Source organism: Exiguobacterium sp. SH5S13, assembly GCF_004337085.1.
Taxonomy (GTDB): Bacteria; Bacillota; Bacilli; order Exiguobacteriales; family Exiguobacteriaceae; genus Exiguobacterium; species Exiguobacterium aurantiacum_A.
In genome coordinates this window covers 40,860-57,814 of record NZ_SJUS01000021.1, presented here as the reverse complement: position 1 = coordinate 57,814, position 16,955 = coordinate 40,860, and the positions used below count along the sequence as shown (strand labels likewise).

General features: G+C 54.3%; 21 protein-coding genes. 16 read left to right on the top strand and 5 right to left on the bottom strand.

Features of this window, described 5'->3' with window-relative positions:
• The first annotated feature begins 183 nt into the window (after positions 1-183).
• The 11 genes from EVJ30_RS11330 (at position 184) to EVJ30_RS11280 (ending at position 8,242) form a co-directional block, all read left to right on the top strand.
• Positions 184-561 carry a hypothetical protein gene (locus tag EVJ30_RS11330; RefSeq protein WP_161568839.1) on the top strand — a complete coding sequence of 126 codons (378 nt, stop codon included), beginning with the start codon at positions 184-186 and terminating at the stop codon, positions 559-561.
• A 290-nt stretch (positions 562-851) separates the two neighbouring features.
• Positions 852-1,742 carry a GNAT family N-acetyltransferase gene (locus EVJ30_RS11325; RefSeq protein WP_161568767.1) on the top strand — a complete coding sequence of 297 codons (891 nt, stop codon included), beginning with the start codon at positions 852-854 and terminating at the stop codon, positions 1,740-1,742.
• 33 nt (positions 1,743-1,775) lie between these two features.
• Positions 1,776-2,426, top strand: coding sequence for an SIMPL domain-containing protein (locus EVJ30_RS11320; protein ID WP_131469159.1), 651 nt, complete (start codon positions 1,776-1,778; stop codon positions 2,424-2,426).
• On the top strand, positions 2,423-2,845 hold the full coding sequence (locus EVJ30_RS11315) for a hypothetical protein (protein ID WP_131469157.1): 423 nt from the start codon (positions 2,423-2,425) through the stop codon (positions 2,843-2,845). Before EVJ30_RS11320 ends, EVJ30_RS11315 begins: the two co-directional genes overlap by 4 nt.
• Positions 2,846-2,979: 134 nt before the next feature.
• Positions 2,980-3,450, top strand: a complete 471-nt coding sequence (locus EVJ30_RS11310) for a flavodoxin family protein (RefSeq protein ID WP_070328611.1) — start codon at positions 2,980-2,982, stop codon at positions 3,448-3,450.
• Positions 3,451-3,562: 112 nt separating this feature from the next.
• Positions 3,563-3,964 carry a hypothetical protein gene (locus tag EVJ30_RS11305; protein WP_131469155.1) on the top strand — a complete coding sequence of 134 codons (402 nt, stop codon included), beginning with the start codon at positions 3,563-3,565 and terminating at the stop codon, positions 3,962-3,964.
• An 82-nt stretch (positions 3,965-4,046) separates the two neighbouring features.
• Positions 4,047-5,159: a M14 family metallopeptidase gene (locus EVJ30_RS11300; protein ID WP_131456582.1), complete on the top strand. Its 1,113-nt coding sequence runs from the start codon at positions 4,047-4,049 to the stop codon at positions 5,157-5,159.
• A 91-nt stretch (positions 5,160-5,250) separates the two neighbouring features.
• Positions 5,251-6,051, top strand: a complete 801-nt coding sequence (locus EVJ30_RS11295; protein WP_131456584.1) for an alpha/beta fold hydrolase — start codon at positions 5,251-5,253, stop codon at positions 6,049-6,051.
• A gap of 272 nt (positions 6,052-6,323) precedes the next feature.
• Positions 6,324-6,752 carry a CBS domain-containing protein gene (locus EVJ30_RS11290; RefSeq protein WP_016510664.1) on the top strand — a complete coding sequence of 143 codons (429 nt, stop codon included), beginning with the start codon at positions 6,324-6,326 and terminating at the stop codon, positions 6,750-6,752.
• Positions 6,753-6,851: 99 nt separating this feature from the next.
• Positions 6,852-7,355, top strand: a complete 504-nt coding sequence (locus EVJ30_RS11285) for a cupin domain-containing protein (protein WP_131469153.1) — start codon at positions 6,852-6,854, stop codon at positions 7,353-7,355.
• On the top strand, positions 7,352-8,242 hold the full coding sequence (locus EVJ30_RS11280) for an aldo/keto reductase (RefSeq protein ID WP_131469151.1): 891 nt from the start codon (positions 7,352-7,354) through the stop codon (positions 8,240-8,242). The genes EVJ30_RS11285 and EVJ30_RS11280 overlap by 4 nt, the downstream gene beginning before the upstream one ends.
• 44 nt (positions 8,243-8,286) lie before the next feature.
• Here EVJ30_RS11280 and EVJ30_RS11275 read toward each other — a convergent pair whose 3' ends face one another.
• Positions 8,287-9,981: a M3 family oligoendopeptidase gene (locus EVJ30_RS11275; RefSeq protein WP_131456588.1), complete on the bottom strand. Its 1,695-nt coding sequence runs from the start codon at positions 9,979-9,981 to the stop codon at positions 8,287-8,289.
• Positions 9,982-10,187: 206 nt separating this feature from the next.
• Between EVJ30_RS11275 and EVJ30_RS11270 the strand changes: the two genes are divergently transcribed.
• On the top strand, positions 10,188-10,688 hold the full coding sequence (locus tag EVJ30_RS11270; RefSeq protein WP_131456590.1) for a PTS sugar transporter subunit IIA: 501 nt from the start codon (positions 10,188-10,190) through the stop codon (positions 10,686-10,688).
• An 89-nt stretch (positions 10,689-10,777) separates the two neighbouring features.
• The gene (locus EVJ30_RS11265; protein ID WP_016509316.1) at positions 10,778-11,377 is read left to right on the top strand and encodes a helix-turn-helix domain-containing protein; all 600 of its coding nucleotides are present in this window, start codon (positions 10,778-10,780) and stop codon (positions 11,375-11,377) included.
• A 43-nt stretch (positions 11,378-11,420) separates the two neighbouring features.
• Here the strand turns inward: EVJ30_RS11265 and EVJ30_RS11260 are convergent, their stop codons facing one another.
• From EVJ30_RS11260 to EVJ30_RS11250, 3 genes are all read right to left on the bottom strand, one after another.
• Positions 11,421-11,846 (bottom strand): hypothetical protein, encoded by a 426-nt coding sequence (locus tag EVJ30_RS11260; protein WP_070328620.1) that lies wholly within the window; start codon positions 11,844-11,846, stop codon positions 11,421-11,423.
• Positions 11,847-11,909: 63 nt separating this feature from the next.
• Positions 11,910-13,103: an ABC transporter permease gene (locus EVJ30_RS11255; protein ID WP_131469149.1), complete on the bottom strand. Its 1,194-nt coding sequence runs from the start codon at positions 13,101-13,103 to the stop codon at positions 11,910-11,912.
• Positions 13,093-13,983 carry an ABC transporter ATP-binding protein gene (locus EVJ30_RS11250; protein WP_131456594.1) on the bottom strand — a complete coding sequence of 297 codons (891 nt, stop codon included), beginning with the start codon at positions 13,981-13,983 and terminating at the stop codon, positions 13,093-13,095. Before EVJ30_RS11250 ends, EVJ30_RS11255 begins: the two co-directional genes overlap by 11 nt.
• Positions 13,984-14,103: 120 nt before the next feature.
• Between EVJ30_RS11250 and EVJ30_RS11245 the strand changes: the two genes are divergently transcribed.
• Positions 14,104-15,048, top strand: coding sequence for a VOC family protein (locus tag EVJ30_RS11245; RefSeq protein ID WP_131456596.1), 945 nt, complete (start codon positions 14,104-14,106; stop codon positions 15,046-15,048).
• Positions 15,045-15,644 carry an alpha/beta hydrolase gene (locus EVJ30_RS11240; RefSeq protein ID WP_131469147.1) on the top strand — a complete coding sequence of 200 codons (600 nt, stop codon included), beginning with the start codon at positions 15,045-15,047 and terminating at the stop codon, positions 15,642-15,644. The genes EVJ30_RS11245 and EVJ30_RS11240 overlap by 4 nt, the downstream gene beginning before the upstream one ends.
• A 5-nt stretch (positions 15,645-15,649) precedes the next feature.
• Here EVJ30_RS11240 and EVJ30_RS11235 read toward each other — a convergent pair whose 3' ends face one another.
• Positions 15,650-16,138, bottom strand: coding sequence for a restriction endonuclease subunit S domain-containing protein (locus EVJ30_RS11235; RefSeq protein ID WP_070328625.1), 489 nt, complete (start codon positions 16,136-16,138; stop codon positions 15,650-15,652).
• Positions 16,139-16,388: 250 nt separating this feature from the next.
• Here EVJ30_RS11235 and EVJ30_RS11230 point away from each other — a divergent pair, with 250 nt between their 5' ends.
• Positions 16,389-16,940, top strand: coding sequence for a hypothetical protein (locus tag EVJ30_RS11230; protein ID WP_131456598.1), 552 nt, complete (start codon positions 16,389-16,391; stop codon positions 16,938-16,940).
• Positions 16,941-16,955: the final 15 nt, after the last annotated feature.

The window sequence follows — 16,955 nt, the reverse complement described above, 5'->3', positions numbered from 1 at the left end:
GTGAGTGAACATTCGTGACACGCAATCGATTATCCAGGAATTCTAACTCGTTCATGGGAATCAATCCTTTTTGATTTTATTCCCATAATGTCAGCATCACTACCTCACCAACATTGCGTAAGAACCACATTTGTATTGCAAAATACAAACGAGGCCATCAAAAAAGGTGTCGTGTTGCCTGAAATGCTCACGGATGATGAAGAACTCGATCGTGACGAAAAGATTTTGATGCATGTCGAGTCTGAAGAGCACCTCGACGAAATCGAAATCAAACGAGACCTCTATTATGCAGAGGAAAACGTCGAGGCGTACTCGAAAAAACCGCACGTCGCTGAATTGCGTTGGCGCTACACCGAAACGAGAGCCCAGCAACTCGTTGACTACATCACCGACCACCTGAAGACGACGGACGAAGTCGAGATTTGGAAAGTGTGGGTCGATGAACAGACCGAACCGAGCGTTCGTTCGATCACGCTCGACGAGTTGACGATTGATGAGTTGCGGTTTTTAGGGGATGTCGGGTTTGAGCGGCCAGAGTGTCTCCATGTCGTGAAATCGTGACATTTTCGTAAAATGCTTGTAGATTTTCCGGACGTGGTATCATGTTCGGTTTTTTGTCTCCTCTTGAAAAAAAGACTGCTATATTAACAAGAGAATAGTTGGATTGGGGCATCGAGTGTTCGCTTGCTCACTCTTTTCATTTCTTGTACGAACTGACCGATGTCAAGTGGACGGCTAGTGCGATGCCGTCGTGAAGGAGGTTTCGAAGTCGCTGGCGAATTGTAGCAACATCACGTATTGGCAGAGACTGGATGCTGTTCAGTGAAAGCTTTATAGAGGGGAGTGGCACAGTGATCTCATTTCGACCGTATTCCCATGAGCCTTATGTGTCGGAGGATGCTGTAAAAGTAAGAGACTTTCTCATCAGAATCAACTCAACGGAGCTGCAGGCACCACGTCTTTTATGGGGGGCATGGGACTGGGCGGTGAACCATGCGCTTCGTGATCAAGAACATGTGCATCGGATTGGCATGTGGGAAGATGATGGGCGCCTTGTCGCCCTGGCGACGTATGAGCTCAATTTAGGGGAAGCGATTTTGGTCGTAGAGAAAGGGTACGACGCATTGAAACCTGAACTCGTTGCCTATGCGGTCGAGCGGTTGCATAGTCACGGTGATTTGCGACTGCTGTTACCGGATGAGGATGAGTGTCTGCAACTTGCCGCCTTAGAGACAGGATTTCGACCGACGAGACAAATCGAGCGGTTCGCGAAAATTCACGTTTCCCGGATAAGTAAGGAGTCGTTGCCGCACGGGTTCTCCTACGTATCTCTCGCGGATGAATGGGATTGGCGACAATACAACCAAGTGATGTGGCGTGGCTTTGACCATGATGGGAATGCGCCGGATGATGCCGCGACCATCGCCGGACGGAAAAAAATGTTGTCGAGTCCAGCGATTCTACCCGAACTGATCGTTGCCATTGCCTCACCTGAGGGGAAGTATGTGGCACATTGTGGTGTCTGGTATCGCCCGGGTGATCGCTATAGTTACGTCGAACCGGTCGTGACAGACCCGACGTACCGGGGGAAAGGCTTCGGAAAGTCGGTCGTCTATGAGGCAATCATACGGAGCGGGAAACTAGGGGCAGAACAGGCGATTGTCGCTTCAGACCAGATGTTTTATTACAGCATCGGCTTCGTTCCGTTTCGGACGATGACGCAATGGCAATTGCACAATTAAGCGACTTAGGATAGAGAAAGGGGAGAATGAAACATGGAACGCACCATCACCGTCAAAGGAACGGGAAAAGTATCGGCCAAGCCAGACTTGATTGTCGTGAAAATGGAGTTGACCTCGAAGGCCGTGCGTTACGAGGAGACGATGAACGAGGCGGCGACGGCCGTGGCGCGTCTGCAAAAGGTGCTTGGACAGGCCGGCTTCGATAAGACCGCTCTAAAGACGACCGACTTCTCGATCGATACAGACTATGAAAGTTACCGTGACGAGGACGGAAATTATAAATCTCGTTTCCGTGGCTATGTGTGTGAGCAACGAACAAAACTTGAGTTTGACCTCGACACGAAACGCTTGTCTGACGTCATTCAAAGCGTCACGAATTCAATGGCAGATCCGAAACTGTCCATCAAGTTCACAATTAAAGATTCAGATGTGGTTAGCGATGCACTCCTCGCCAGCGCGGCGGAGAGTGCGTTGCATCGGGCTGAATTGTTGACGAAAGCGGCCGGTGCGAGGCTTGGGGAATTGAAACGGATTGACTATACGTGGGGCGAGCTCCATCTTTACTCGCCAACGAATTTAGTATTCCATGAAGAGGTGTTCCATTCACAGGCGTCGATGCCAGAGCTTCAGCCGGACGATATCGATTTAAGCGATACGGCGACGTTCGTCTGGGCGATCGAATGAAACGAGTCGTCTGGCTGGTGGTGTTGCTGCTGTCCGTCTCAATGTCGGTTCACGCCTTGTCCTGGGCGTATGCGTTCGTCGTCTTGGACGGACGGGTGTATGAAGTGACGGACGAAGTCGTCGCCGAGGCGGATCTTGGTGAGGTCGTAGGAGAGGTCGAGACGTTGGCTGACGATATGACCGGCGACTATTATGGGGACGCCTCGAACATGTATCCGATCGGCACGGAATATCGTCAAGTGGAGGGGGAGTCGGTCGAAGACGTGCTCGCGGTCGAGGATGAGACGGAGTGGAAGCGGGCCAAATTCGTCCATGAGGCGCCGTTTGACAGCCGAAATCATCTAGACGTGATCGCCTATGCCGCCATCGGCTTGGGAATCGCCGTATTTTTGGGCACTAGGCTGAGGAAACGTCGATGAACTTATATAATTTTGAAGAACAGATTTCGAATCGGATTATAGAGAAAAGAGTGGATACATGATGAGCGGTCCATCATTAAGGGAATAGTCCCATGTAGACATAAGAAAGTTTTCGCTTAATGGAGGGATACGTCATGAAAATCCTCATCACTTTTGACTCGATGTACGGATGCACAGAAAAAGTCGCCCACGCCATCAAAGACGGATTCGGCGAGCTTCATCAAGTCGAGGCGGTTCACATCAGTCATATCGGCTACGGGGATCTCGCCAACCTCGATTTACTCGTCGTCGGATCACCGACACACGGCGGACGCGAGACCGAGGACGTGAAGACGTTTCTCGACGGACTGTCGGATCATGCGCTCCGCGGAGTGCGGGCCGCAGCGTTCGATACGAGCATGGCCGAAGAAGACCAAGGCTTTTTCGTCGGGAAGATCGTCAAATGGTTCGGCCACGCCGCGACCCGGATCGAACGGGCGCTTACGGAAAAAGGAGCAGAGCCGGTGCTTCAAGAATCATTCCTCGTCCTCGACAAAGAAGGACCGCTCAAAGAGGGAGAGCTCGAGCGGGCCCGTGACTGGGCGAGCCATCTGTTCGATAAGTGAACGAAGACGCGTTCCTGATGGGATGCGTTTTTTGTTGTGTTGTATGACCGAACAGCACGAGAAACGGGTAAATACAAGTGTAGCTCTTTTTCTAAAGAATGGAGGGAGAAGGATGAAAAAATGGGAACGAGATGTGCTTGTCGGGTGGATCGTCGTCTTGCTTGTGTTGATCGCCCATTACGCGATCACCGTGTCGCTCGGCAACACCTATTTTGCCGAATCGACGTTGAATCGGATGCTCTGGTTCAGTAGCTTCCCGGCCTTTTTGATCGCGTTTATCGCAGCACTCTTCCAAAAAACGAACACGATCACCCTTGCCGTCCGGCGCGCCGTCATTTGGACAGCCGAGCTCGTCGTCGGGTTTTCAGTTGTCGCCTTGTTCTTCCGCGCGTTCGAACCGTTGTTCGCAAGCCCCGGTGCGTATTGGCTGTTCGGTGCCGTCTTGCTCGCCCCGCTCGTCTACTTGTTTGCGTTCCGCCGCCAAGACCGCAGCACGAAAGCCGGAGCCCATTAATCGAAACGCCTTCCTCGGGAGGCGTTTTTAGCTTGCCTCGAAATGGGAAAGGGGTACAGAAGACATGAATGGAGGGAATCATATGAGTACTTATTTTTCATCATCTTACGACGAGTCGCGCGAGAGGTTTCTCGATTTGCTCGACACCGTCAAACAATACTACCCGAGCGCGCGGACGATGTCGCATTCAATCGGAGAAGATACAATCGACGTGATCATCGGCGAACCGGCCGGGTCACGTGAGGCGATGCTGCTCATGACGATCGGCGAGCATGGGATCGAAGGCTACGCCGGTGCGGCCGTGACGCAGCAATTCATCGAGACACAGCTCGGCAACGTCCGCCATGACGTGACAGGTGTCTGCTTCATCCATGCGGTCAACCCATGGGGGATGAAACATTTCCGGCGCGTCAACGAACATAACGTCGATTTGAATCGAAACTACGTCGTCGACCGGGAATCGCTGCCGCGAAACGTCAATAAAGAGTATGAGGTGATGCGCCACTTGTTCGTCCCGGACGGTGTCATCGACGACTATCACGAGGCGCGCGAACACATTTATTCGTTCCTCGGCTCTGGCATCAAGCTCGACGGGTTCGACGCGATGAACGAGGCGAAAGGGATGGGCCAGTACCAATTCCCGAAAGGCGTCTATTATGGCGGGGACGCCGACGAACCGTCCGCCGTCTTCATGAAAGAGATCCAGCACGATCTTCTCGACCGTTACGACCGGGTCGTCCATATGGACTGGCACACCGCGCTCGGGCCGACGAACGAAGTGACGATGCTCGTCAGCGAGCGGGACGGACGCAGCGCCGAGCAGTTAAAACAGACGTATGGGTTGAAGAACATCAAGACGTACAATCCGGATGACGTGCTTGGCGACTCGACGAACCATTTCTATTACGTCCGCGACACGCAGTATCCGGACAAGCAGCTCGTCTCGGCCTTGTTCGAATTCGGGACGTTCGGCACGTCGACGAAAGCGCTGATCCGTGAATTTTTGACGATCATTTTAGAGAATCGTCTCTATTTCGAAGGCACGAAAGACCCGGAGGCACGCAACGGCATCAAAAAAGAATTCATGGCCATGTTCTACCCGGAAGATGAGACGTGGAAGACGTCCGTGTTACGAGAAGGCGCGCAAGCGGTCGAGCATATCTTGAAGGCCGAATCGCTCTGGCGCGATGGTTGACAGGTTTTCAGTTCGCTCAAACGGGAACAGATGGGTTGTGGGCAAACGTACGGCGCACAACGCTCAACAATACGATTGGGGGTTTTGAATGATGGGGAATTACATTACAGCACATGACGGGACGTCTATTTTTGTCGAGGACGTCGGAACGGGCGACGCGGTCGTCTTCTTGCACGGCTGGCCGGCGAACAACAACATGTTCGAGTATCAGAAGAACGCGCTCTTGGAGGCGGGCTATCGCTACGTCGGCATCGATTACCGCGGTTACGGGAAGTCGGACGCACCGGCTACGGGCTATGACTACGAGACGATGGCGTCTGACGTGAACATGGTCGTCAACGGCCTCGGTGTCAAAGATTTCACACTCGTCGGCTTCTCGATGGGTGGGGCGATCGCGATCCGTTATGCGGTCGATTATCCGGACGGTGGTTTGAAAAAACTCATCCTCGCCGGCGCGGCGGCACCGGTGTTCACGCAACGGCCGGACTATCCGTACGGGATGACAAAGGAAGAAGTCGACGCCTTGATCGAAGATACGATGAAAGACCGGCCGAAGATGCTCGAAGGGTTCGGCGAGATTTTCTTCGAGAAAGAACACTCGAAACCGACGCAAAACTGGTTCCACAGCTTGTCGCTCATCGCCTCGAGCCACGGGACGATCGCCTCGGCGAAAGCGCTCCGCGACGAGGACCTTCGTGAAGACTTGCCGAAAGTCGGCGTCGAGACGCTGATCATTCATGGCGTGCACGACAAAGTCTGTCCGTTCGAGTTTGCCCTAGAGATGGAAAAAGGCATCCCGAACGCGCGCATCGAGCGTTTCGAGGAGAGCGGTCACGGTACCGTGCTCGATGAGATGGAGAAGTTCAATCAAACGATGTTACATTTTATCTGATTAGACGAGACGCCTTGATCGAAAGGCGTCTTTTTTAATGGACTCGGATGGGTAGAATCGATGCGTACAGGGTATAAATAATTGGAGTTACTTTCCAGTTTTCTGTTGATGACGTGTCACGCCGGTCCTGTTCTTGTAAAGGACTTTTTTCTGTGACAGCAACTGATGAAAGGAGGGTGAAATAATTGTGGGGTGTGGTCAACTATTGCGGTCAACCCTATGATTCATGGTACAATAGCGTGGTGGATTAACAGATTGAGGAGAGATTATATATGAACATCGCTTTCTTTTTATATCCGAAAGAAGACGTCAAATATTTAGACCCGGAGTCGACGGTGCGGCAAGCGCTCGAGAAGATGAAGCATCATCGCTTCACCTCGGTGCCGCTCGTATCCGAGAATGGCTTTTACGCCGGTACGATGACGGAAGGAGATTTACTGTGGGCACTCGCCGAACAACTTCGCGGGGAAGAAGATTACGAGAAAGTGCTCCGGACTCGCCTGAAAGACATCAAACAACGCATACGCTATAAACCGGTATCGATCACGGCCCAAATCGAGGAGCTCGTCGATGCGATCACCGACCAAAACTTCGTGCCTGTCGTCGATGACGGCAAGTATTTCATCGGCATCATCCGACGCCGTGACATCATCGAGTACTACTCGACGAAGTTGAAACAGCTCGAGAGCGAAGTACGCTAACTCAGTGGCTCGGCCCTTATTAAAGGGTCGGGTCATTTTTTTGTGTCGATTATATCCTCTATAAGTCGGGTACAGTGTCAGAGACAAGGAGGCGATCACATGGACATGTCCACATATCGGTTTAAAGATGACGGCTCGATACCGAACAACCCGTATTACCCGGTGCTGTTATACCGCCGCGTGTTCGATGAGGCGGACGGCATCCAGGCGACGTTCGAGCATAACGGTTGGGGCAACAGTTGGGTGAACGGTGTGTTCGACTATCACCACTATCACAGCAACACGCACGAGGTGCTCGGGGTGAGGTCAGGCCGTGCGACCGTTCAACTCGGCGGCGCGACCGGCGATCTCGTCTCGTTGAATGCGGGTGACGTGTTGATCCTGCCAGCAGGGACGGGACATCGTCGACTCGAGGCGAGCGATGACTTCGAAATCGTCGGGGCGTATCCGGAAGGACGCGACTATGACACGTTGACGGGTAAGCCTGAAGAACGCCCGGACAACGTCCATCGAATCGAACGCGTCGACAAACCGGCGACCGATCCCGTCTTCGGGACGACAGGGCCGTTGCACGATCAATGGATCAAGGAGGAAACAACATGAATCGAATTCCACACACACTGATTTTGGCGGCATTGAAACAACACGTGGTCAAATTGCCGGACGGGCGCGAGATGCGTGCCCTCGGTCAAGGCACGTGGCGCATGGGCGATGACGCATCAAAACATGACGCGGAGATCGAGGCGTTACAGACAGGTCTCGACTGCGGATTACACGTCATCGACACGGCCGAGATGTACGGGGAAGGCAAGTCGGAGACACTCGTCGGCGAAGCGATCCAAGACCGTCGCGAGGACGTCTTCCTCGTCTCGAAAGTGTATCCACATAACGCCGGGGGCGACAAGCTCGTACAGGCGTGCGATGCGACGCTCGAGCGGCTCGGCACCGACTATCTCGATCTTTACTTGTTACATTGGCGCGGCGACATCCCGCTCAAGGAGACGGTCGACGGGCTCGAACAGCTGAAAGCAGACGGGAAGATCCGGGCATGGGGCGTCTCAAACTTTGACGTCGACGACATGAAAGAACTGCTCGCCTTGCCGAATGGGAAGCATTGCGCGGTCAACCAAGTGTTGTACCATCTCGGCAGCCGCGGCATCGAGCACGACTTGTTGCCGTTCCTAGAAGAGCAGCGCATCCCGGTGATGGCCTATTCGCCGCTCGCCGAAGGCAGCGACGTGAAAGAGAAGATCTTCAACGACGAGACGGTGAAACGGATCGCTGAGGCGTATCATGCGTCGGTGGCTCAAATCCTGCTTGCGTGGACGGTCCGGAGCGGCAACATCATCGCCATCCCGAAAGCGGGGCAGAAAGCGCACGTCGAAGAGAACGGGGCGGCGCTGCTCCTCAATCTGACTGAAGAAGATTTCAAAGCGCTCGACGAGGCGTTCCCGCCGCCGAGCGGGAAAGAACCGTTAGATGTGATTTGAGGACAAAAAGGGTGAGCCCATGCGGACTCACCCTTTTTCTATCTTCAGTTCGCTAACGGGTGCTTCAATAGATAGTCTTCAATCTGTCCGAGCGTTTCTTTTAACACACCGTCTTCGAACGGTGACTTGAGTCCGGCCAGTTCGACGAGCTCGAGGAACGAGCGGCTGCCGCCGGCCTGACAGAGTGTGAGGTAATCGCTCCACGCCGACTCACGGTCCTCATGCATGCGCACCCAGAACTGGAAGGCACACACTTGGGCGAGCGTGTAGTCGATATAGTAGAACGGGCTCTGGAAGATGTGGCCCTGTTGATGCCACCATGCGCCCGACTCGAGGTAGTCGTTCGTCTCGTAGTCGCGGTGCGGCAAGTACACCTTCTCAAGGTCACGCCACGCCTGACGACGTTCTTCTGCCGTCATGTCGGGCTTCCGGTAGACGATGTGCTGGAACTCGTCGACGAGGACGCCGTACGGGAGGAACGTGACGCTTCCGGCCAAGTGGTTGAACTTGTACTTGTCGACCTGGTCGCCGAAGAACAGCTCCATCCACGGCCAGCAGAAGAACTCCATCGACATCGAGTGGATCTCGCACGCCTCGTACGTCGGGAACGCGTATTCCGGTGTCGTCAAATGACGGCTCTCATATACTTGGAAGGCGTGACCGACCTCGTGCGTGAGCACGTCGATGTCGCCGGCCGTGCCGTTGAAGTTCGAGAAGATGAACGGGAGACCTTCAGACGGTAAGTACGTGCAGTAACCGCCGCCGGCTTTGCCGGGCTTCGCCGTAAGATCGAGGGCGCCGCGCTCTTGCATGTACTGGAAGAACTCGTCCGTTTCGCCCGAGAGCTCACGGTACATCTTGTTGCCGCCCTCGATGATGAACGACTCGTCGCCTTGCGGTGTCGCGTTGCCGTCCGGGAAGACGAACGATTCGTCATAGTAACGGAGCGTATCGACGGCGATGCGTTTCGCTTGCTTGTCTTTTAACGTCGTCGCGAGCGGGACGATGACGTCGCGCACTTGTTTACGGAAGTTGTCGACCATCGACTCATCATAGCCGACGCGTTGCATCCGGGCGTAGCCGAGTTCGACGAACGACGGGAAGTCGAGCGCGTGCGCGATCTCGGTCCGGACGCGGACGAGTTCGCCATAGATGCGGTCGAGCTCGTCACCGTTGTCGGCGAGGTATGTATAACGCGCCTCGGACGCCGCTTTTCGTACCGACCGGTCGGGTGACTGTAAGTATGGGCCGAACTGCGACAAGTTGAGCGTCTTGCCATCGAACTCGATCTGTGCGGCCGACATCACTTTTTGATAGCTCGTCGCGAGTCGGTTCTCTTCTTGCAGTTTCGGGATGAGCGACTCGTCGAACGTTTTGAGTGCCCGTTCCGCGAGTTCGAACAATTGGCTGCCCCATTCCGCTTCGAGCTGGCTGCGGAGGTCGTGCTCCGTCAAGACGCGATAGTACGCCTGGACTTCTTTCTCGTAGACCGGCAACGCGTCGTCAAAGAACGTCTGCTCGGCTTCGTAGAACGCATCGCGCGTATCGATCGAGTGGCGGATCGCGACGAGCTGACTTTGCGTCTCGAACGCGTTCCGTTCCTGGTTGATTTGGCGAATCAATTCGTTCGCCTCTTCGAGTGTGCTCGCTTGCTGCAATTCGACTGAATAGTCCGACAATCGGCTGTTTAAAGCGTCCACGTCGGGCCGTTCGTATGACAATTTTGTGAAAGTCGTCATTGTAAGCGCCTCCATCATGTGAAATTTTTATAAAGTGTAAAAAGGGCTTGCAAAAGCGATTGCACACTCGTATTCTTACGATGTGTAAACGAATTCGCACTACCTTGATACAACTATACCGTGAATAGGGTAGGGATTGAAGTAATAGCTTTTCGGGTATAAAAGCTAAGACTTTGATTAACAGAACATGTTGGAGGGATTAAGCTATGGGATTCTTTAAAAAACTTTTTGGTGGTAAAGACGAGCAATTGAACGCGGTGTCACCACTTACAGGGAAAGTCATCGATATTACGAACGTGCCTGACCAAGTGTTCTCACAAAAAATGATGGGTGATGGTATCGCCATCGAACCGACAGACGGAAAAGTCGTGTCACCGGTCAACGGGACAATCGCGACGGTCTTCCCGACGAAACATGCGATCGGCATCAACGCGGACAACGGTGCGGAGTACTTGATCCACATCGGTTTGGATACGGTCAACCTTAAAGGTGAAGGCTTCGAGACGCACGTCACGGAAGGCCAAGCCGTCAAAGCAGGCGACGCGCTCGTCACGTTCGATCTTGACTTCATCAAAGCGAACGCACCGTCGACGATCACACCGATCATCATCACGAACCATGACAGCTTCGCTGTAAACAAACTTGTTGCCGAAGGCGACAACGTCACAGCCGGTTCATCTGAAGTCGTCGAGTTGACGAAAAAATAATTAATTCGACCACTTGCTCGGAAGCATGCGCTTCCGAGTATTTTTTTGTGGATTCGGGAACTATAATGGAAAAGAGGGGGGAGAATGCAATGGATGGTAAAAATGCACCGTACCGGGGTTATGGGGACCGGATCCGAATCTTGCGTGAGCGGACGGGTATCTCGATCGAGGCGCTCGCCGAACAGATCGGTGTCGCTCCGTACTTTATTCGCCGGACCGAGCTCAGTGAAGTGTACCCGACGATGCCTTACATAGAGGCGCTCGCCGAGGCGCTGAAGATTGACGCGAACTACTTGGCACGGCACATTTGGACGGGGGAGTCCTTGAAGGTGCTCATGAAAGGCAAAGCCCCTGAACTCGAACAGATGAAGCTCGCCTATGAAGAAGCGATGCACGGGAAGTCGACGGAAGACATGCAGCATCAGCTCGAGACGCGCATGCGCATCTTCGACTTGATGCACGAAGAGGAACTGCGCCGCATCTTTGAAGAGGACGAGGAACCGACGTCGCACCACGCGTTAGAAGCGTTGGTCGATGCCGTGCTCGACCTCGGACGGACGCATGAGGCGACACATCGCATCGTCCCGTTCGCCCGCTACGTCGATCAGCTCGTCCCGGAACAGTTCGTCGATAACTCGTTCCAATATACGGAGTTTGGCATCGTCGATAAGTCGTATAAGTTACAGTGAGCACAAAAAAGCAGCCGTTCTGAGCAGAACGGCTGCTTTTGATTTAACGCATTGGTCTTGCTTCATAACGCACTTTCGGTTTCGTCCCGGCAAGCAGGAAGCCGAGCACGATGTTGAGAATCGTGAGCACCCAGCCGATGTAACCGAACGTATAGGCGAGGCTCGCGAGCATCGTCTGCCAGTCGAGTAAGGATGCGGCATCACCGCGAACGGTGAAGCGGATGATCGTGAATCCGACGAGTGTCGTCAGCGTGATCAAAATCCCGATCCACGCGCCGCCGAACCTTGACGTCTCAGAACGTCGACTGACCGGATACCAAAACGCGAGCGTTCCGAGGAACGTGCTGCCCGCGTATGCGAGCAAGATTTGCCACAACGCGTCGGCCTCTAAGAAGACGGTATAACAGATGAACGTCGTGAGCGTCGTCATGAATGTAAAGATCAAGGCTGCGAGTAATCGTGATCGCATAGTTCGTTTCCTCCTCATTTTGCACATTCTTTAGAGTATACGAAAACGAAAATGCTGTAAACGTTATTGACGATTTTGTAATATTTGACGCCATTGTTTAATCGCGTTGTTCCCGTAGAACAGGACGCCGCCGCGATAGAACTTCGAACCGATCCAGAGAATGACACCGATCGAGCCGAGCATGATGCCGATCGACAAGGCGACTTCCCAGACCGGTACGTCGACGAGCATGACGCGGAGGAACATGAGCATTGGCGTGAAGAACGGGACGAACGACAAAATCGTGACGATTTGCGCGTCCGGATTATTCAACCCGAACATCGCGGCGAGGAAACCGGCGACGAGGAGCATGATGACCGGCATCGTCATCTGCTGCGACTCTTCGACACGGCTGACGAGCGAGCCGAGGACGGCGAACATGGCCGCATAGAGCAGATAGCCGAGCGTGAAGAACGTCAATAAGTAGATGACGGCCCGGGCGTTGCCGGCGTTGTCGATGACCGATTGGGCCATCTCATTGCTGCGGGCACTGAAGTAACCGAACCCGAGGAAGATGCCGATCTGTAACAGGGCGAGCGTACCGATCGCCGAGATCTTGGCGAGCATGTGCGTCACCGGATGCGTCGTCGAGATGATCAGTTCCATGACGCGCGACGACTTCTCGGTCGTCACTTCGGTCGAGATCATCGAACCGTACGTGATGATCGATACGTAAAGCAGCATGAGCATGATGTAGACGAACGCGAATGACGAGAACAGCTCTTCTGAGTTCTCGCCGCCACGGCCGAGGTAAGACTCCTCAATCGGGACCGGCTCGTTCAAGGCGGCGAGGACGGTCGGATCGATGTTCGACGTCTCGATCAGCTCGGCGTTGCGGACTTCGCGGAGCGCCGTCTGCAGGAGTGTCGTGAAATCGGGCTCAGGACGGTCGGACAAGACGCGGGCCGAAGCGCCGTCGGTGAAGGCGACGATCTCGTAGTCCCCGTTATCGAGCCCAACGCGCGCCTCGGCTTCGGTGATATCGGCCGATTCGACCCCTTCGTAACCGAGCGACTGCATGATTTCAGTCAGTTCGGCGTTTTGCGTGACAAGGAGCGCCTGGCCTTGATCGGTGTCCTCGAAGTTCGCGAGCAGGCGGTCGATGTTCGTGAAGCCGAGGATGAACACAATCGTCAAGATTGTCGAGATGAGGAACGCCTTCGACCGAAGTTTCGAGCGTAGCGTGAACGCGTACAATGGTTTGAAGTTATGAAACATGGCTGCCTACCTCCTTGATGAAGATGTCGTTGAGCGAGACGGGTTGGCGCATGAACGTCTTGACGGAAGCATCTGCTTGCACGAGGGCGCCGAGCACCGCGTCGCTGCCTTCGAACGAGTCGAGCCGGACGAGGTGACCGTCGCGATGAGGTTCGACCGCTTTGACGATCGGGAGTGCCGTGAGGACGTCGACGCGATCGGTCTCGATGAAGAGCACGGGCTCGGCGTAATGCGACTTGATTGTCGGGACATCGCCGCTGACGACGGCGCGGCCGCCTTTCAAGATGCCGATATGTTGGCACAGCTCTTCGACGTGCTCCATCCGGTGACTCGAGAAGACGATCGTCGTCCCTTCGTCGCGCAGGGCGAGCACTTCACGCTTCAAGATCTCGACGTTGACGGGATCGAGGCCGCTGAACGGCTCGTCTAAAATGAGCAGTTCTGGGTTGTGGAGCAGCGCCGCGATCAACTGAATCTTTTGCTGGTTTCCTTTTGACAGCTGTTCGACACGCATCAATTCGTACTGCGGGATCTCGAGTCGTTCGAGCCACGACTTGACGGCACGTTTCGCCTCAGTTGACTTCATGCCTTTCAGGCTGGCGAGAAAGACGAGCTGGTCGCGGACGGGCGACTTTGGATACAGGCCGCGCTCTTCCGGCAAATAGCCGACGATGCGGTGGTCGACGTTGCGTCCGTCCCAGCGAATCGTGCCGTCAGTCGGCTTTAAAATGTCTAAGATCATCCGGAACGTCGTCGTCTTGCCGGCACCGTTCGCCCCAAGCAGGCCGTACATCTCGCCACTAGGGACGTGAAAGCTCAAGTCGTCGACGGCCGTGAACTCCCCGAACTGCTTCGATACACGATCAATTTGTAAAGTCATATGTAAGTCCTCCCTATTTAGGTGTCTACTCCTAGCGTACGGCATTGTGAGCAAAAAGTTTCACTTTTTATCGGAAATGATTTATCTTGAAATCAAGATAATGAAAAAGGGGGATACGTCATGACGACGCACTCAGCAGGTATCCATCACATCTCGGCGATGGTGAAAGACCCGCAACGCACATTAGATTTTTACGGCAACGTCCTCGGTATCCGCTTCATCAAGCAGACGGTCAACTTCGACGACCCGGGTACGTACCACTTTTACTTTGGGGATGAAACCGGGACGCCGGGGACGGTCATCACGTTCTTCCCGATCCCGGGTATCGGGAAAGGCAGCGTCGGCAGCGGGCAGGTCGGTGTCACCGCGTATCTCGTACCAGTTGGCAGCCTCTTGTTTTGGGAGAGTCGCCTGCAAGCGCACGGTGTCGCGACGGTCGCGACCGAACGGTTCGGCGAGCCGTCACTGTTGTTCGAAGACCCGGACGGACTCGTCGTCGAGCTCGTCGCGCGGGCGAGCACGAAACAGACGGACTGGCTCGTGTCAGGTATCACGAAACAAGAAGCGATCACCGGGTTCGCCGGGGCGACGCTCTTGTCGAAAGACCCGGAGGCGACGGTGCGGTTATTGACCGAGCTGTTTGGCTTCACGAAGACGGGGGAAGACTCGGAATGGGTCCGACTCATCGCTTCGGCCGATTACGGCAACGTCATCGACGTCAAAAAGGCCGTCCTCCCGAACGGCGTGCCCGGTGCGGGGACGGTCCACCATATCGCCTGGCGCATCGCGGACGGCGACGAGTATACGACGTGGCAAGACGCGATCTTTGACCTCGGCCTCCGTCCGACCGAGGTGAGAGAGCGGCACTACTTCCGCTCGGTCTACTTCCATGACGAAGGACGCATCTTGCACGAGCTCGCGACCGACGCACCCGGGTTCCTCGTTGATGAAACGATCGACGGACTCGGCAGCGTATTGAAGCTGCCGGACTGGCTCGAAGTCGACCGCGACAAGATCACACGAACGCTACCCATCATCACAATCCCGAGAGGAGACAGAATATGATTCATCAATTCATTAAAGGCACGACCGAGACGACGCTCGTCTTGTTGCACGGTACAGGCGGGACGGAGCAGGACTTGATCCCGCTCGCCCGTGAACTATCAACTGAAGTGAACATTCTCACGCTCCGGGGCGACGTCCTCGAGAACGGCATGTCCCGGTTCTTCCGCCGTCATGCGGAAGGCGTGTTAGACCTTGAAGATTTGAAGAAACAGACGGAGCGCTTCCTCACGTTTCTTGACGAGGCGGCAGCTAAATACGGCGTTGCCCGCGACAAGATGATCCCGCTCGGCTACTCGAACGGTGCCAACTTGATCGGATCGGCCTTATACCGGGACAACGCGTTCAAGGCGTCGCTCTTGTTCCATCCGATGGTACCGGACCGCTCGCTCACGCTCCCTTACTTGACGGGTGCGACCGTGTTCATCTCGGCCGGCGAGCGTGACCCGATTTGTCCGAAACAAGAAACAGAAGAGCTGACGTCGACGCTACGGGAAGCCGGAGCGGACGTCGAGCTCTTCTATCACGGGGGCGGGCACGAGCTGCGAATGGAGGAAGTCGAAGCAGCTCGGGCATGGGTTGTGCCGTTAATCGATTGAAACGGTCAGGCCATTTTCTTCGGTTTGGACGATCTCGAGTAGACGACGAGGACGCCACGATCAATCAAATAGGCGGCGAACATACGTTTCGCTTCTTCAGCACGAACGGTTCGGTCGATTTGGATGTACAGTCGGCCGAGCTTTTTTTGTGAGGTGCGGGTCAACAACCAGATCGAGTCGAGCGTGTATTGCCAGCTCCGGAGTGTGTCCGCCCCGACATACATGTACCGGTTCGACGTGCGCTCGAGCAGGTAGTTGAGCCACCAGACGTCACGGGCGAGCTTCATGACGACACCGGCCACGAACGAGATGCCAATCAGGAACAAGACTGAAGCGACCGGATGTAAGGCGTTGAACCGTTCACGGAGCGGTTCGAAAGCGATGATGAATAAACCGATCGTAAACGCGCCGATACTCCACCAAAATCCAAAGTTAGAGAACGAACGTTTCGGGTCATGGACCACGTGATGACGGTTACGGATGACAGAAGCCATTCTCCACACCTCCTTTATTAGAATATTCTGATTATTTAGTAAAACCACTATACTATACTCTACCCACTCTCGTCCATTTGAATACGCGCAAAACCTGCTCGCGCATGAAGATTTGTTAACGATTCGGCTTGCAAGCGGCAGATACGGGGAATGATGACAATGACGTCATCATTTTTTTGTTGAATCGTAATTTCATCGCTCGTAAAAATCGGCTATGATGGGAAAGGAAAAAAATGAAGTGGGTGGTCAGATGAAGAAGCTAAAAGTCGGCGAACTGCGTGCCGAGTTGAAGCGTTTCACTCAAGATGAGTTGATTGAGCTCGTCGTCGGCTTGTATAAACAGCACAACGATGTGAAGACGACGTTGAACCGATACTTCAACGAAGGGTTCGAACAAGAAGAGGTCCACCGACTCGTCGATGCCATCCAAAAGCTAGCCGAGCCGAATCCGCGGAATCTATTCAAATTCACTCAATTACGGGAAGGGGCGAAGTTTGTCAAAGAGGCGACCGCATTCACCGACCCGGTTGCGACAAACGTTGTGCGGGTCTTTTATCTAAACTATTTCGTCGAATATGTGGAAAGGCAGGCCGATGTGATTCATTCGGTCGCGCCGGGTGAGTTGAACGCTTATTTCACCGAATTCGATAAGCTGATGAAAACGTTACAAACAGAACCCGAGCTCGTCGTCTTCGGACTGACCGAAGAAGTCGATCATTTGTTCGAGCACGTCCCGGCTGAGGACAAGGCGGTCCTGCTCAAGTGGTGGGAGCGAAAGAAACGCCAACTGAACGAAACATGATCGGTGCAGGGAACG

What these genes read in the sequence shown, in the direction of transcription:
- EVJ30_RS11290 (WP_016510664.1), top strand. Translation starts at nt 6,324, where the DNA reads ATGAACATCGCTTTCTTTTTATATCCGAAAGAAGACGTCAAATATTTA.
- EVJ30_RS11300 (WP_131456582.1), top strand. Translation starts at nt 4,047, where the DNA reads ATGAGTACTTATTTTTCATCATCTTACGACGAGTCGCGCGAGAGGTTT.
- EVJ30_RS11270 (WP_131456590.1), top strand. Translation starts at nt 10,188, where the DNA reads ATGGGATTCTTTAAAAAACTTTTTGGTGGTAAAGACGAGCAATTGAAC.
- EVJ30_RS11230 (WP_131456598.1), top strand. Translation starts at nt 16,389, where the DNA reads ATGAAGAAGCTAAAAGTCGGCGAACTGCGTGCCGAGTTGAAGCGTTTC.
- EVJ30_RS11280 (WP_131469151.1), top strand. Translation starts at nt 7,352, where the DNA reads ATGAATCGAATTCCACACACACTGATTTTGGCGGCATTGAAACAACAC.
- EVJ30_RS11305 (WP_131469155.1), top strand. Translation starts at nt 3,563, where the DNA reads ATGAAAAAATGGGAACGAGATGTGCTTGTCGGGTGGATCGTCGTCTTG.
- EVJ30_RS11310 (WP_070328611.1), top strand. Translation starts at nt 2,980, where the DNA reads ATGAAAATCCTCATCACTTTTGACTCGATGTACGGATGCACAGAAAAA.
- EVJ30_RS11295 (WP_131456584.1), top strand. Translation starts at nt 5,251, where the DNA reads ATGGGGAATTACATTACAGCACATGACGGGACGTCTATTTTTGTCGAG.
- EVJ30_RS11265 (WP_016509316.1), top strand. Translation starts at nt 10,778, where the DNA reads ATGGATGGTAAAAATGCACCGTACCGGGGTTATGGGGACCGGATCCGA.
- EVJ30_RS11250 (WP_131456594.1), bottom strand. Translation starts at nt 13,983, where the DNA reads ATGACTTTACAAATTGATCGTGTATCGAAGCAGTTCGGGGAGTTCACG.
- EVJ30_RS11260 (WP_070328620.1), bottom strand. Translation starts at nt 11,846, where the DNA reads ATGCGATCACGATTACTCGCAGCCTTGATCTTTACATTCATGACGACG.
- EVJ30_RS11275 (WP_131456588.1), bottom strand. Translation starts at nt 9,981, where the DNA reads ATGACGACTTTCACAAAATTGTCATACGAACGGCCCGACGTGGACGCT.
- EVJ30_RS11320 (WP_131469159.1), top strand. Translation starts at nt 1,776, where the DNA reads ATGGAACGCACCATCACCGTCAAAGGAACGGGAAAAGTATCGGCCAAG.
- EVJ30_RS11315 (WP_131469157.1), top strand. Translation starts at nt 2,423, where the DNA reads ATGAAACGAGTCGTCTGGCTGGTGGTGTTGCTGCTGTCCGTCTCAATG.
- EVJ30_RS11330 (WP_161568839.1), top strand. Translation starts at nt 184, where the DNA reads ATGCTCACGGATGATGAAGAACTCGATCGTGACGAAAAGATTTTGATG.
- EVJ30_RS11285 (WP_131469153.1), top strand. Translation starts at nt 6,852, where the DNA reads ATGGACATGTCCACATATCGGTTTAAAGATGACGGCTCGATACCGAAC.
- EVJ30_RS11255 (WP_131469149.1), bottom strand. Translation starts at nt 13,103, where the DNA reads ATGTTTCATAACTTCAAACCATTGTACGCGTTCACGCTACGCTCGAAA.
- EVJ30_RS11245 (WP_131456596.1), top strand. Translation starts at nt 14,104, where the DNA reads ATGACGACGCACTCAGCAGGTATCCATCACATCTCGGCGATGGTGAAA.
- EVJ30_RS11240 (WP_131469147.1), top strand. Translation starts at nt 15,045, where the DNA reads ATGATTCATCAATTCATTAAAGGCACGACCGAGACGACGCTCGTCTTG.
- EVJ30_RS11235 (WP_070328625.1), bottom strand. Translation starts at nt 16,138, where the DNA reads ATGGCTTCTGTCATCCGTAACCGTCATCACGTGGTCCATGACCCGAAA.